General features: G+C 70.9%; 12 protein-coding genes and 1 pseudogene. 2 read left to right on the top strand and 11 right to left on the bottom strand.

Annotated features, from left to right (window positions below; all coding sequences use genetic code 11):
- Positions 1-64 precede the first annotated feature (64 nt).
- A complete protein-coding gene (locus ABZ267_RS19995) occupies positions 65-799 on the bottom strand; it encodes a MerR family transcriptional regulator (RefSeq protein WP_356749563.1) in 735 nt (244 codons plus the stop codon).
- A gap of 251 nt (positions 800-1,050) precedes the next feature.
- On the opposite strand from ABZ267_RS19995, the gene ABZ267_RS19990 reads away from it, so the two are divergent.
- Positions 1,051-2,586: an alpha/beta hydrolase gene (locus ABZ267_RS19990; RefSeq protein WP_356749565.1), complete on the top strand. Its 1,536-nt coding sequence runs from the start codon at positions 1,051-1,053 to the stop codon at positions 2,584-2,586.
- A gap of 7 nt (positions 2,587-2,593) precedes the next feature.
- Here the strand turns inward: ABZ267_RS19990 and ABZ267_RS19985 are convergent, their stop codons facing one another.
- From ABZ267_RS19985 to ABZ267_RS19955, 7 genes are all read right to left on the bottom strand, one after another.
- On the bottom strand, positions 2,594-2,995 hold the full coding sequence (locus ABZ267_RS19985; protein WP_356749567.1) for a nuclear transport factor 2 family protein: 402 nt from the start codon (positions 2,993-2,995) through the stop codon (positions 2,594-2,596).
- Positions 2,988-3,536 carry a DUF1697 domain-containing protein gene (locus tag ABZ267_RS19980; protein WP_356749569.1) on the bottom strand — a complete coding sequence of 183 codons (549 nt, stop codon included), beginning with the start codon at positions 3,534-3,536 and terminating at the stop codon, positions 2,988-2,990. The genes ABZ267_RS19985 and ABZ267_RS19980 overlap by 8 nt, the downstream gene beginning before the upstream one ends.
- A gap of 131 nt (positions 3,537-3,667) precedes the next feature.
- Positions 3,668-4,873 carry a S8 family peptidase gene (locus ABZ267_RS19975; protein ID WP_356749571.1) on the bottom strand — a complete coding sequence of 402 codons (1,206 nt, stop codon included), beginning with the start codon at positions 4,871-4,873 and terminating at the stop codon, positions 3,668-3,670.
- A gap of 652 nt (positions 4,874-5,525) precedes the next feature.
- On the bottom strand, positions 5,526-6,725 hold the full coding sequence (gene mgt, locus ABZ267_RS19970) for a macrolide-inactivating glycosyltransferase (RefSeq protein ID WP_356749573.1): 1,200 nt from the start codon (positions 6,723-6,725) through the stop codon (positions 5,526-5,528).
- 55 nt (positions 6,726-6,780) lie between these two features.
- Positions 6,781-8,076, bottom strand: a complete 1,296-nt coding sequence (locus tag ABZ267_RS19965; RefSeq protein ID WP_356749575.1) for a sugar ABC transporter substrate-binding protein — start codon at positions 8,074-8,076, stop codon at positions 6,781-6,783.
- Complete coding sequence (locus ABZ267_RS19960; RefSeq protein ID WP_356749577.1) at positions 8,076-8,915, bottom strand: carbohydrate ABC transporter permease; 840 nt, start codon at positions 8,913-8,915, stop codon at positions 8,076-8,078. Before ABZ267_RS19960 ends, ABZ267_RS19965 begins: the two co-directional genes overlap by 1 nt.
- A 25-nt stretch (positions 8,916-8,940) precedes the next feature.
- Entirely contained in the window at positions 8,941-9,879 is a 939-nt protein-coding gene (locus ABZ267_RS19955) for a sugar ABC transporter permease (protein ID WP_356749579.1), read from the bottom strand.
- 125 nt (positions 9,880-10,004) lie between these two features.
- Between ABZ267_RS19955 and ABZ267_RS19950 the strand changes: the two genes are divergently transcribed.
- A complete protein-coding gene (locus ABZ267_RS19950; protein WP_356749581.1) occupies positions 10,005-10,871 on the top strand; it encodes an aminoglycoside phosphotransferase family protein in 867 nt (288 codons plus the stop codon).
- 110 nt (positions 10,872-10,981) lie between these two features.
- Here ABZ267_RS19950 and ABZ267_RS19945 read toward each other — a convergent pair.
- The 3 genes and pseudogenes from ABZ267_RS19945 to ABZ267_RS19935 all read right to left on the bottom strand — a co-directional run.
- Positions 10,982-11,215: pseudogene (locus ABZ267_RS19945) on the bottom strand (trypsin-like serine protease); the annotation flags it as partial.
- A 228-nt stretch (positions 11,216-11,443) separates the two neighbouring features.
- The gene (locus tag ABZ267_RS19940; RefSeq protein ID WP_356749583.1) at positions 11,444-12,157 is read right to left on the bottom strand and encodes a 3'-5' exonuclease; all 714 of its coding nucleotides are present in this window, start codon (positions 12,155-12,157) and stop codon (positions 11,444-11,446) included.
- Between the two features lie 101 nt (positions 12,158-12,258).
- The gene (locus tag ABZ267_RS19935; RefSeq protein WP_356749585.1) at positions 12,259-13,494 is read right to left on the bottom strand and encodes an SAV2148 family HEPN domain-containing protein; all 1,236 of its coding nucleotides are present in this window, start codon (positions 13,492-13,494) and stop codon (positions 12,259-12,261) included.
- Positions 13,495-13,562 lie beyond the last annotated feature (68 nt).

Here is a 13,562-nt window from a genome sequence, read left to right as displayed (position 1 = left end):
GATGGTGGGGACCCCGGCCCCCGCAGCACTTCTCCTGGCTCCGCGCCGCAACCGCCTCGTGAGGTCAGGCGACGGCGGCCCCGACCCGCTCGGTCCGCCCGCTCTCCTCCTGTGCGAGCAGGGCGTGTATCCGGCGCAGGACATCGAGCTGGGCCCGGTTGCAGAACTCGGCCAGCGCCTGCGCGACGACGGACCGGGCGATGGTTCCGTCGCGGCGGGACGCGGCGTCCAGATCCTTGATGACGGGGTGCGCCTCCTGCTGGCGGCGGGCCTCGGCCGCCATGTGGTGCGCGAGCCGGTCACGCTCCTCCTCGGGCGCGTCGGCGGACAGCCGCTCGAACGCTTTGGCGACGTCATCGCGGGGAGCGGCGAACTCCTTGCGGACGATCGCCATGGCCTCCGGCGTGAGGATGCTCGCGTACGCCACCAGGAGGGACTGCTGGGCCTGCGGCAGATCGGCGGCGGCGGCTCCGAACTCCGGTGGCAGCGCCAGCGAGGCCCCGTCGTCCAGCACGGCCGCGATCTCCCGGCGCTTCCGCTGCTGCCGTTCGATGTTCCGCGCCAGCTCATCGTCGAGCGAGCGGAGAATCTGCTCGGACCTTCCGTCGGCCGCCTCCACCGAGGGGATGTCGCAGAGCGCGACGCCGAGGTCGGTCAGCCGGCGGATGCCCATCACGCGCACCAGATGCTTCACTCCGTACCTCTTGTAACCGTTCGGCGAGCGCTCCGGCTCCTCCAGCAGGCCCAGCTTGTGGTAATGCCGCACGGTCTTGAGCGTCGTGCCGGCGAGTTCCGCCACCTGACTCGTACTCCATGCCACGGCCGTTCCCTCCCAGGCGCCCCGTGTTCTGCCGCCGTCGGCACACCGCCGCCCGGCCCGGCCGCCCCGGCGGGTCCGGCCTCCTTCTCTCCTCTGCCCCGGCCGGCCGGGTCGATCCCCGGCCATTCGGTGGCTTCGGTGGCCGAACGAACGAGATGGTCTTGACCATGCCCCAAGGGCACGGAGTGCGATGGCGGTGACCGTACCGACAGCGCCTGGGAGAAACGGACATGACACGACGACGTGGTATCCGGCGGAGCGCGGCCCTGGCGGTGGCCCTGGGGCTCGGCCTCGGCGGATCGCTCGCCACCGGACCGGCCGCCGCCGAAGGGACACCGGCCGCCTCACCCGGGACACCGGCCGCATCGCCGGAGTGGGGCGAGTGTCCCGAGGATGTGGTGGCCGAGGCCGCGCCTACCGTGCTGGAGTGTGCGACCGTCTCCGTACCGGTGGACTACACCGACCCGGACCGGGCCGAGATCGACCTGATGATCTCCCGGCTCGCGAGCACCAAGCCGGAGCGGCGGCGCGGCACCCTGATGCTCAACCCGGGCGGGCCGGGCGGATCGGGGCTGTCGCAGCCCGCGTTCCTGGTCTCCATGGGGCTGCCCGCGAGCGTCCTGGACACCTACGACCTGATCGGGATGGACACCCGCGGCATCGGGCGCTCGGCTCCGGTGACGTGCGGACTGACCCTGGACGGACCGTACTTCACCAACGTACCGCCGTACGCCGTCGACGACGCGGCGGTCACCGCCCAGGCGAAGATCGTCAAGCAGGTGGCCGAGCAGTGCGAGAGCAAGGACACCGACGGGCTGCTGCGCCATGTGACCACGGCGAACGTCGCCCGCGACCTGGACCGGATCCGGGAGGCGCTCGGCGAGGAGCGGACCAGCTTCCTCGGCTACTCCTACGGCACCGCGCTGGGCGCCGCCTACGCGTCGATGTTCCCCGAGCGCTCCGACCGGATGGTCCTCGACAGCGTCATCGGCGACACCCACCTCGACCCGGAAGGAATGCGCCGCTACGCCTTGGGGATGGAGCAGACGTTCCCGGACTTCGCGCGCTGGGCGGCGGCCCGGCACGAGAGCTACGGACTGGGCCGCACCCCGGCACAGGTGCGGCGGACCTACCTCGACCTGGCCGCACGCCTCGACGGGGCTCCGGTGGGCGGCGTCAACGGCGTCCACTTCCGGCAGCTCACCTTCGCGTTCCTGTACAAGGAGGTGCGCTACCCGCAACTGGCCCAGCAGTGGCAGGCGCTGAAGAGCGGTGACGCGGCGTCCGTCCGGGCCGCCGCACCGCCGGAGGAGGGGGTCGCCGAGACCCCGGCCGGGCTGGACAACTCCCTGTCCGTCTTCCTCGCCGTCACCTGCAACGACATCGACTGGCCCGAGAAGGTCGGCGTCTACCGGAAGGCCGTCGCCGAGAACCGCAAGCGCTACCCGCTGTTCGGCGCCGCCGCCTCCAACATCAGCCCCTGCGCCTTCTGGCCGTACGCTCCGGCCGAGCCGCCGGTCCCGGTCGACGACGACGGGCCGCGCGACATCCTCCTCGTCCAGAACGTGCGCGACGTGCCGACCCCGTACGCGGGCGCCAAGGAGCTGCGCAAGAAGTTCGCGGACCGGTCCCGGCTGCTCTCCGTCGACGACAGCGGGCACGGCGTCTACGTGCTCGGCGAGAACCCGTGTGCGCTGAACACCACCACGCGGTACCTCGTCGACGGCGAGCTGCCGAAGAAGGACACCTTCTGCCGGGCCGGCTGACCCGCGTTCACTCCCCGTTCGGTGCGGAGCCGTCGGCCGGCGGCTCCGCACCGAACGGGGTCGCCTGGTGGAAGTAGAGCCGCCACCCGGACCCGGTCAGCCGCCACAGGGAGCTGCGGTGGGAGAGCCGCCCTTTGGACTCCGTGTCGAAGGTGAGGTGGACCAGGTCCGAGCAGAGCTCCACGCCCTGCATCCGGGAGGCGGTCAGCGGGCCGGGGCGCGGGGCGTCGTCGGCGGTGAGGGCCGCGATGATCGACTCGCGGTTCCAGAGGCGTCCGCTGGTGCCGATCTCGCGGAACTCCGGGTGCAGCAGGGAGACGAGGAGATCCGCGGAGGCGCGTACCAGCGGGTCCAGCAGGCGCAGCTCGCCTTCGATGGCTGCGGCCACGGCGGGCGACGGCTCAGACACGGGTCATCTCCACGAGTTTCGCCACGGTGTTCCAGTTACGGGTGGTGGCGGTGAGGCCCTTGGTGAGCTGGGGACGCGCCAGTGCTTCGGCCAGCTTGGAGCGGCCGAGGCCGTCGGGAGCGTACAGGTAGAGGCAGCGGTCACCGAGGTGGCAGGCCTCCGGCAGGTAGGCCTGCGCGTCGAGCGCGGCGAGGTGTCCGGCGTCCACGGCCCGGTCGAAGTAGGTGACGTGAAGCTGCCTGCCCTCCAGCTCGGCGGCGGGGAACGGGCAGGCGTCGGCGACGGCGGCGAGATAGCCGCCACTGCGGACGACGCAGTCGACGGAGAACCCGAACCGCTGCTGGATGGCCTGCTCCAGCGCGGCGGCGAGTGCGCTCTCGTCCTCATCCGCGCTGCGGAAGACGGCGTTGCCGCTCTGCAGATAGGTGGCGATGCCGGTGTGGCCCAGTTCGCCGAGCAGGGTGCGCAGTTCCGCCATCGGGACCCTCTTGTGGCCGCTCACATTAATCCCGCGCAGCAGAGCCGCGTACGTCGTCGTCATGGCCCCACACCCTAGAGCGATCCTTCCTCCGACGCGCAGCCGCCGCGCCCCGTGGGGGAGAGCGCGGCGGCTGCTGTGCGCGACGATGCCCGGACGGTGACGGTGGGGCGCCACCGTCCGGGCCGTGGGTCCTACTCGACGATCTTGAGGAGCTTGTTCGCCGTACCCTCCGTCGCGTTGGAGATGGCGTCCGGGGTGGCTCCCTCGGTCAGCGCCGTGGCGACCGCCTCCGGAGTGGCGTCCGGGTTGCCGGCGAGGTAGACGGCGGCCGCGCCGACGACGTGCGGGGTGGCCATGGACGTACCGGAGATGGTGTTGGTGCCGGTGTCGCTGTCGTTCCAGGTCGACGTGATGTCCGAGCCCGGGGCGTAGATGTCCACGACGGAGCCGAAGTTGGAGAACGAGGACTGCTCGTCGGCCTCCGTGGACGAAGCGACGGTGATCGCCTCGGGGACGCGGGAGGGCGAGCCCTGGCCGGCGTCGCTGGACTCGTTGCCCGCGGCCACACCGAAGGTGATCCCGGCGGCGATGGCCTTCTGGACGGCCTCGTCGAGGGCCGGGTCGGCGCCGCCGCCCAGGCTCATGTTGGCGACGGACGGGCCGGACGCGTTGGCGGCGACCCAGTCGATTCCGGCGATGACCTGCTCGGTGGTGCCCGAGCCGTTGTCGTCCAGGACGCGGACGCCGACGATCTTGGCCTTCTTGGCGACGCCGTGCGCGGCCCCGGCGATGGTGCCCGCCACGTGGGTGCCGTGCCCGTTGCCGTCGTCGGCGTCGTCGTCGTTGTCCACGGCGTCGAAGCCGGAGGTGGCGCGGCCTTCGAAGTCCTCGTGGGTGACGCGGACACCGGTGTCGATGACGTACGCGGTGACGCCCTCACCGGCGGCGTCGGGGTAGTTGTACGCGTTGTCGCCGGCGGTCTCGGCCTGGTCGACGCGGTCCAGACCCCACGACGGCGGGTTCTCCTGGGTGGCGTTGATGCTGAACTTCTTGTTCTGCACCACCTTGGCGACCGACGGGTCGGCGGCGAGGCGCTTGGCCTCGGTCTCCGAAAGGCCGCTGGCGGAGAAACCGTTGATGCTGGAGGAGTAGTTGCGCTGGAGCTTGCCGCCGTACTCCTTGGCGAGCTTCGACTTGTCCGCCTTCTCGCCCAGCATGACGATGTAGCTGCCGGAGACGGCGGTCTCGGCGTCAGCGCCGTAGACCGTGCCCATGGGGGCCGGCGCTGCTCCGGCGAACGAGGTTCCGAACAGGGTGACTCCGGCGGCGGCTGCCACGGCGGTGATCGCGGCGGTCAGCTTGGTCCGGCGAGTGATGGTGCGCTGGTGCTTGGCCATGAAGAGGGGTCTCCTCGTCAATCTCTGTGGGGGGATTGACCTCCGGCCGGAAGATCTCCGGGGGTTGGCTCGAAACCCTGACCGATTGACGAGCACAGATCAAGACCCCCTTGCAGCTGTGACTTACTCAACAAGGTTTCGTAACAAGAAATCGGCCAGGACGGGTCACAACGGTCAGTGGCCGTCAACACGCGGGCAACAAAGGCGGGTCGAGGATCCGCGACAAGGGCCTGGACCCAGCAAACCACCAGCTCAAGGGCGTTTCCGAGCTCTGTACGCCGCCGTGCACCGCGTCTCTGCACGCCGACGCGGACGCCGCCAACTGCTCACGGGTATGCGTGAAGACATGTGAACGTGCGTGAAGAAGTGCGCGAGAGGGGTGAAGTCCCGCGCCGGATATGTGGAGTCACTCGGGTGGTGCGTGCAGATGCAACGACCACCGGCATCGCACAGACGAACGCCCCGCCCCGCACCACGGCGCTCTGCGGTGGCGCGGGCGGGGCGGACAACGTCCGGATATCAGTCCAACCGATCCGCTCAGAGGGACGGTTCGGGCCTACTCGGAGCGGCGGTCCAGCTCCGCCCGGAGCGGCAGTTCGGCTCCGCCCGGAGCGGCAGCTCAGCTCCACTCGGACAGCCGGCTCGGCTCCGCTCAGACAGCCAGTTCGGCCTCGATCACGTCGGCCGCCCGGAGCGTGCCACCCTCCTGCGCCATCTGCTCGCGCAGCCGCGCCGACCGCTCCGCCACCTCCGGGTCGCCGACCAGGGCGAGCACGGCCTCGCGCAGCGTCGCCGCGTCGGCCTCCTCCATCGGGACGTGCCGGGCCACCCCGAGCGCCTGGAGCATGTCGGCGTTGCCGAACTGGTCGACGGCCTGCGGCACGGCCACCATCGGCGTCCCCGTGGCGAGCCCCTCCTGGCTGCCGCCGGCTCCGGCATGGGTGATGAAGGCGTCCGCCTGCTTCAGCACCGCCAACTGCGGCACCCACGCACGCACTTCGACGTTCGCCGGTACGTCACCGAGCTCGGCCGGGTCGACGTGCGCGCCGATCTGGAGCACCACGTGCCAGCCGGGCAGGTCACCGAAGGCGGCCACGCACTCCCGGTAGAAGGCGGGCTGCTTGGTGAACGAGGAGCCGAGCGAGACCAGGAGCACCTTCTCCACTCCGGCCGGCCGCTCCCACTCCCCCTGGTCGGCCCGCTCGCCCTGGCAAGCGCCGACGAAGGTGTACATCTCGCGGTCGACCCGGTCCGCGTTGGGCTGGAGCGCCTCCGGGATCAGGACGAGGCCGCGGCGCGGGCGGGCCACGAAGTCGTCGCTGGAGACATCACCGAGGCCGTTGTCGGCGAGCCAGCTCGCGAAGCGGGCGTAGTACGCCTTGCCGCGCTCGGTCTGCTTCAGCTCGGCCGTCATCGGCTCGCCGATCTCCTTCTCGTACCCCTCCCACGGCACCAGATTGGGCCAGAGCGAGACGGCGGGAACGTTCCAGCGGTGGGCGAGGACACGGGCGGGATAGGAGGTGATGTCGTGCAGGACGAGGTCGGGCTCGTCGCCGTCGAAGGCGGCGATCAACTGCGGGAGCGCCTGTACGGCGTCGTCGAGGAAGGGTTCCAGGTTGTCGATCAGCTCGGTGCCCCAGGCCTCGGGGTCGTCGTCGGTCGGCAGGGTCGAGGTGTAGATCACCGGCTCGGCGCCGGTGGCCGCGACCTTCTCGGCGAACGAGGCCGGGATGGCGTAACTGACCCGGTGCCCACGGCCGACGAGCTCGCGGATCACTTCGAGGCTCGGGTTCACATGTCCGTGGGCGGCGATGGAGAACATGGCGATATGGGCGCGCGGTGATTCGGTCATGCGCTTCACCATAGACAAGACGAAACGTCTCGTCTAGATATTTCTGCCGCCTTCTTCAGCGCTGATAGCGGGCCAGGACCCGGTTTCCGTCGTCGACCAGTCGTTTTCGCAGCTCATCCATGTCGATCGCGCCGCTGTAGTACTCCTGGAGCGCGGGCGTCGCCACCTTGTCCTTCCACTCCGGGTAGCCGCGTACGGTCTGTGCGGGCGCCGGGCGCAGGTGCTGCGCGAGCGCCGTGCCGGTGGACCAGCCGTTCTCGGTGGTGTGCAGGGAGGGGTGGGCGAGGGCGGTGGTGCCGGTGGGGAGCATCCAGTCGCCCCGGGCCAGGCGGACCATGTTCGGCGGCCGCAGCAGGAAGTCGATGAAGGCGACGGCCTCCTCCTTGTGCGGGCTGTCCTCGGCGACGGAGAGGGTCTGCGGGCTCACTCCTTGGGCCAGTCCGCCGGCGCCGGCCGGTGCGGGCAGGACCGTCCACGCGAAGCCTTCCGGAGCTTGCTCGACGACCTGCTGGCGGTAGGCGAAGCCGAGCGGCAGCATGGCGTACCGGCCGCCGAAGAAGCCGGGCAGCGCGTCCGAGCCGCCCATGCCGAGCGCCGTACGGGCCGCGCTGCGGTCGGTGTTGACCTGGTCGTGAATGGTGCCGGCCACCACCTGGTCGCCTTCCTCGAACCGCAGCTCGGCCTTGCCGTCCGGTTCGCGGTGGAAGAGCTGCCCGCCGCCTGAGAGGCCCAGGTTGAGGGTGACGGAGACGGGTTCCTTGAGCGGCCAGGCGATCCCGTAACGTCCTTTGCCGGTCAGCTCCTTCGTCACCTGCCGGAACTCCGTCCAGCTCCAGGGCCGTTTTGGCGTCGGGATGCGGGCGCCCGAGGCTTTCAGCAGCTTCGTGTTGGCGATCAGGACCCGGGGCTCCTGGAGGAACGGGACTCCGTAGACGCCGTTGCCGAACGTGGTGGTGCGCCAGGACCGCTCGGGGATGTCGGCCTTCAGCCGGTCGGGGAGGAGGGACCGGAGGTCGGCGAGGTAGCCGCCGTACGCGAAGTCGGCGAGGTCGTCGGAGGCGTCGTGGATGATGTCCGGCGCCTCGCCGCCTTCGAAGGAGGTGAGCAGCTGGTCGTGGACGTTGTCCCAGCTGCCTTGGACATAGTCCACCTGTACGTCGGGGTGGGCGGCGTTCCACTCCTTCACCAGCTGCTTGTTGGCGTCGACGGACTCCTTCTGCCAGGCCAGCGACTGGAACCTGAGCCGGATGGTGCCGTCGGCGTCCCGGCCGTCGTCGGCGGCCGAGCAGCCGGTGAGCAGCAGGACGAAGGCGGTGGCGGCCGCCGCGGCCCGCCGGGCCGGGGCGCGCATCAGCCCCTCACCGCCCCGGCCGTCATCCCGCCGGTGATCCGCCGCTGGATGAGGGCGAAGAGGACGAGCGAGGGCAGCGTGGCGAGGAACGCGGCGGCGGCGAGCGGCCCGAGGTCGGCCACGCCCTCCGCGCCGAGGAAGTGGGTGAGGACGACCGGCAAGGTCTGCTTCTCCGGGGTCTTGAGGAGAACGAGCGCGAAGAAGAACTCGTTCCATGCGGTGATGAACGCGAAGAGGCCGGTGGCGACGATCCCGGGAGCGAGCAGCGGGGCGACGACCGAGACGAGAGTCCGTAGTCGGCCGGCCCCGTCCACTGCGGCGGCCTCCTCCAACTCGGCCGGAACAGCGCGCACGTACCCGGCGAGCATCCAGAGCGCGAAGGGCAGCGACCAGACGACGTACACCAGGATCAGCCCCCACAGGGTGTTGATCAGATGCAGGTTCTTCAGCACCAGGAAGAGCGGAATGATCACCAGCACGAACGGGAACGCCTGGCTGACCACGACCCATCCGGTCGCGGCGGTGGCGAGCCGGCCGCGGTGGCGGGCCATCACATAGGCCATCGGGGTCGCGATGACGACGGCGATCAGGGCGGCGGAGACGGCGGCGATCAGCGAGTTGGCCGCGGCCTGAAGCAGCGGCTGCTCGTCGAAGGCCTGGCGGAAGTTGCCGAGGGTCGGGTTGTCGGGGATCCAGGTGGGGTGCAGGGAGCCGAGTTCGCGGGCGGGCTTGAAGGCGGTGGAGAGCAGCCAGAGGAACGGGAAGGCCAGGAACACGAGGTACGCCAGGAGCGCGAGGTACTGCCCGGCGCGCGCGGCCCTGCTGGTCGGGAGACTCATGGCGTACCGCCTCCACGGAGAGCGCTCATCGCTCCTCGCCTCCTCCGCTGATCCGGCCGACGAGGTAGCAGGCGAGGATCACGGAGATCACCGCGACCATCACGCAGCCCATGGCGGCGGCGTAGCCGAACTGTCCGTAGCGGAATGCCTCCTCGTACGCGAAGAGCATCGGCAGCCGGGTCCGGCCGCCGGGCCCGCCGCTGGTGAGGACGTAGACGAGGGCAAAGGAGTTGAAGTTCCAGATCAGATTGAGCGCGCTGATGGCGAGCGCGATGGGTTTGATCGCGGGCCAGGTGACGGTACGGAACCGGCGCCAGGCACCCGCTCCGTCCAGGGCCGCCGCCTCGTGGAGTTCGTGCGGCGTGTTCTGGAGTCCGGCGAGCAGGGCGACGGTGGTCTGCGGCATGCCGGCCCAGATGCCGACGAGGATCACGGCGGGCAGCGCGGTGGCGAGGCCGGTGAGCCAGTCCCGGCCGTCGCCGAGGCCGAGGTCGCGGAGGGTCTCGTTGAGGATGCCGGCGTCGGGGTTGTAGACCAGGCGCCACATGATGCCGACGACGACTTCGGGCATGGCCCACGGGATGATCGCCAGCGCCCGCGCCAGCCAGCGCAGCCGGAGCTTCTGGTTGAGGAGCAGGGCGAGGCCGAGGGCCAGGAGGAACTGCGGGACGGTGACGCCGAACGCCCAGATGAGGCCGATGCGGAACGAGTCCCAGAAGAGGGTGTCGTGCAGGAGGTCCTGGAAGTTGAGGGTGCCGATCCACTGGGTGGAGCGGGTGCGGCCGGACTGGGCGTCGGTGAAGGCGAGCGCGATGCCGTAGAGGAGGGGTCCGACGCTGAGGATCAGGATGGGGAGGAGGGCCGGGAGTACGAGGAACCAGGCGGCCCGGTCCCGGGCCGCCGCACCGGGCCCGGGACGCGCACGCCTCGCCCCGGACGCCTTCCCATCGGTCGCTAATGTCACGAATGATCCTTCTCCAGCACTTAGGGAGGTTTACTACCCTTCTGGCCGCCTTGGTGGTCCAGGCCATCGTGCTGACGGGCCGTCGGTTCGTCAAGGTGGCCTGCGCGGATGCGAAAATCGCACCCATGGACGAGATGCGTGCGCGTGAGGTGCTGACGGCCGCCGGTTTCTCCGGCGCGGCGGAGCTGCTGGCGCTGGGCGAGAACGCGGTCTTCGCGGCCGACGGCCTGGTGGTGAAGGTGGGCCGGGACGCCACCGGCCACCCGGAGCTGGCGGCCCGGGCGGAGCGGGAGGTGGCCGTCGCCGAGTGGCTCGCCGCGTCGGACGTTCCGGCGGTACGGGCCGCCGAGCACGGGATGCGCCTGGTGGAAGGCCACCCGGTGACGGTCTGGCACCGCCTGCCCGACCCCGTACGCCCCACGGAACCGCGCGACCTGGCGCCCCTGCTCTCCCGGGTGCACGCGCTCCCGGCCCCGGCGGTCTTCACGCTCCCGCGCCGCGAACTGCTCGGCGGCGTCGAGCGCTGGCTGACGCTGGCGGGCGACACGATCGACCCGGCCGACGCCGACTACCTCCGCGCCCGCCGCGACGGCTTCGCGTCCGCGGCCGCCGCGCTGACCCCGCACCTCCCGCCGGGCCCGATCCACGGCGACGCCCTCCCCCGCAACGTCCACATCGGCCCCGAAGGCCCGGTCCTGGTCGACCTGGAGACCTTCTCCACGGATCTGCGCGAACACGACCTGGTCGTCCTGGCCCTCTCCCGCGACCGCTACGGCCTGCCCGCCGCGTCCTACGACGCCTTCACCTCCGCGTACGGCTGGGACGTACGCGAGTGGGCCGGCTGCGCGACCCTGCGCGGCGCCCGCGAAACGGCCAGCTGCGCCTGGGTCGCCCAGCACGCCCCGGCCAACCCGAAGGCACTGATCGAGTTCCGCCGCAGGGTGGCCTCGCTGCGCGAGGATGATCCGGAGGTCCGCTGGTACCCGTTCTGAGCGGGTGGTTCGAGGCCGATTCGCCCGGCAACGAACACTGTCCCCGCCGGCGGGACCGGGCGAGGACAGTGCTCAGGGCCCATGGCGCAAGACCCTGGTCGGTGCCGGAATCAGATGATGCCCACACCGTAGGCGCTCAGCGCCTCGGTGACGGGCTGGTAGAACGTGGTGCCGCCGGAGGAGCAGTTGCCGCTGCCGCCGGAGGTGAGGCCGAGCGCGGTGCTTCCGGAGAAGAGCGCGCCGCCGCTGTCGCCGGGCTCGGCGCAGACGTTGGTCTGGATCAGACCGGAGACGATGCCGTCGGCACCGTAGTTCACGGTGGCGTTGAGGCCGGTGACCGAGCCGCGGGACAGAGCAGCACACCCACACAAGCCCCCTGTAACAGGAGTGGCCGGCGAGTGACGCTCCGGCGAGGCCCATAAACCACCAAACGGGTGGATAGGCGTCCCGGCTTGGAGGAGGGATGACGGAAAACGAACGGTGCTCTCCTTGCAACGGAGACACCGGACGCCGTCCCAGCGCTCAGCTCTTCGACGTGCAGGCTCTCCCGCCGAGAGCGCCGACCGGCCCGGTCAACGCATCCGCGGAATGAGCGGCCAGGCCGGCTCGACGACCGCCGCCGGATCGGCGGTGCGCCGCAGATACGCCTGCAGGGACAGCGACTGCTCGGCCGCCGCGCGCACCTGAAGGCCATGCAGGTCCTCCAGGGCCATCACTCCGACGGACCGGTACTTCTCGCCCATGCGTCGCACGACGCGCACGGCGGCCACCGCGTCGGCCCGCGCGTCATGCGCGTCGTCTAGCACCACCCCGTAGTGGTCGCACAGCGCGTGGAGGGCTCGCTTCCCTTTCCGGTACTTGTCGACGTGCTTGTCGACCACCAGAGGGTCGATGACGGGCGACGGCACGCCGCCGATCCGCTGCTCGACCGACTCCAGTCCGTACCGCCCGCATTCGCGGTCCAGGAGCGAGAGGTCGTAGCGCGCGTTCATCACCACCAGCGGCACACCGGAGCGCAGCACCTCGGCGACCGCGTGAGCGATCTCCTCGACGGCCGTGGCTGCCCGTGCGCCGTGCTTGCGGGCGTGGTCGGTGCCGATGCCGTGGATCGCGGAGGCCTGTTCGGGTATCGCCACTCCCGGGTCGAGCAGCCAGGTCCGCTGCTCGGCCACCGTGCCGTCCGGATCCAGCCGGACCAGCGCGGCGGTGACGATCCGGTCGGTCTCGACGTCGGTCCCCGTTGTCTCCAGGTCGAAGCCGACCAGCGGTCCCTGATGCCAGCTCATCCCGATACCTCCTTCGTGGTGCTCCCCCGTGGTGCTCTCCCCCGAGTGATGACCACCTTCGCACGCACCACTGACAACAGCGGGAACGGGTGGCGCGGGCCCTACGACACCGGGCGCGAGTCCGTCCAGACCGACTCGAACTCCTCCCGGTACGTCTCGAAGAGGCCGCCCTCGCTGTCCTGCCCCGCCCGCACCACCGTCCGCCGCCCGCCGCCGCGCAGCACCAGCACCGGCGCCTCCATGCCCCGGGCCCGCCGCAGATACGGCTGGACGACGCCCACCGCGTCCGCCCCGTCACCGTCCACCAGGTACGCGGTGAAGCGCGGGGTCTCGTCGAAGACCTGGATCTCGAAGGCGCCCGGGTCGCGGAGCTTGGAGCGGACCCGGCGCATGTGGAGGATGTTCATCTCCACCGAGCGGCTCAGCTCGCCCTTCTTCAGGCCCAGTTCCCGCTCCCGGCGCTTCACCGCGCTGCTGGCCGGGTTGATGAAGAGCAGTCGCACCCGGCATCCGGACTCGGCGAGCCGGATCAGCCTGCGGCCGGAGAAGTTCTGGACGAGCAGGTTGAGCCCTATGCCGATCGCGTCCAGCCGGCGGGCTCCGCCGAACAGGTCCTCGGCCGGCAGCTGGCGCTGGAGCCGCACCCGGTCCGGGTGGACGGAGACCACGTCCGCGTACCGGTCGCCGACCAGCTCCTCCACCGCGTCCACCGGCAGCCGGTCGGCGGAGGGCACGGAGGCCCCGCTGCCGAGGATGTCCAGGAGGCGGGCCGAGGCCCGCTCCGCCTGGGCGAGCACCGCCTCGTTCAGCGCACGGTTGCGGGAGACGACGTTACGGGCCACCTCCAGCTCGTCCAGGGCCAGCTCGACGTCCCGCCGGTCGTCGAAGTACGGCTCGAAGCACGGCCAGTGCTGCACCATCAGCTCCCGCAGCTGCGGGAGCGTGAGGAAGCTCAGGACGTTGTCGTCGGCCGGGTCCAGCAGATAGCCCTTGCGGCGCGACACCTCGCGTACGGCGACGGCCCGCTGCACCCACTCCTGCCCGGCCGGTCCGGCCGCGGCCACCACCCAGTCCTCGCCGTGCACCGGCTCGTAGATCGGCCGGAGCACCGCGGCGACGACCGCACGCAACCGCTGTTCGACCAGATTCAGCCAGATATAGGCGCGCCCGGCCCGCTGCGCGCGGGTCCGTACCTCGCTCCAGGCCTCGGCGCCCCAGTCCAGCTCGGCACCGATCTCCATGGGCTGCGCAAGGGACACCGCCCCGGGTGGCGCATCGGTCGATTCCCCCTCGTGACCTGCGTCACCTGGGGGTAGCTCGAACCCTCCCGAGCTCACCCGCGTACCGCCTTCCACTCCCCCACCCAACGATCAAGGAAGGGTACTCCGGGAGCGGGAGCCGGTGC

Origin of the sequence: Streptomyces sp. NPDC006174 (assembly GCF_040614075.1) — a bacterium.
Classification (GTDB): Bacteria; Actinomycetota; Actinomycetes; order Streptomycetales; family Streptomycetaceae; genus Streptomyces.
Note: the sequence above shows the minus strand (reverse complement) of the source record. Positions and strands in the feature narration are given on the sequence as shown.

What these genes read in the sequence shown, in the direction of transcription:
- ABZ267_RS19990 (WP_356749565.1), top strand. Translation starts at nt 1,051, where the DNA reads ATGACACGACGACGTGGTATCCGGCGGAGCGCGGCCCTGGCGGTGGCC.
- ABZ267_RS19975 (WP_356749571.1), bottom strand. Translation starts at nt 4,873, where the DNA reads ATGGCCAAGCACCAGCGCACCATCACTCGCCGGACCAAGCTGACCGCC.
- ABZ267_RS19940 (WP_356749583.1), bottom strand. Translation starts at nt 12,157, where the DNA reads ATGAGCTGGCATCAGGGACCGCTGGTCGGCTTCGACCTGGAGACAACG.
- ABZ267_RS19960 (WP_356749577.1), bottom strand. Translation starts at nt 8,915, where the DNA reads ATGAGTCTCCCGACCAGCAGGGCCGCGCGCGCCGGGCAGTACCTCGCG.
- ABZ267_RS19950 (WP_356749581.1), top strand. Translation starts at nt 10,005, where the DNA reads ATGGACGAGATGCGTGCGCGTGAGGTGCTGACGGCCGCCGGTTTCTCC.
- ABZ267_RS19980 (WP_356749569.1), bottom strand. Translation starts at nt 3,536, where the DNA reads ATGACGACGACGTACGCGGCTCTGCTGCGCGGGATTAATGTGAGCGGC.
- mgt (WP_356749573.1), bottom strand. Translation starts at nt 6,725, where the DNA reads ATGACCGAATCACCGCGCGCCCATATCGCCATGTTCTCCATCGCCGCC.
- ABZ267_RS19965 (WP_356749575.1), bottom strand. Translation starts at nt 8,076, where the DNA reads ATGCGCGCCCCGGCCCGGCGGGCCGCGGCGGCCGCCACCGCCTTCGTC.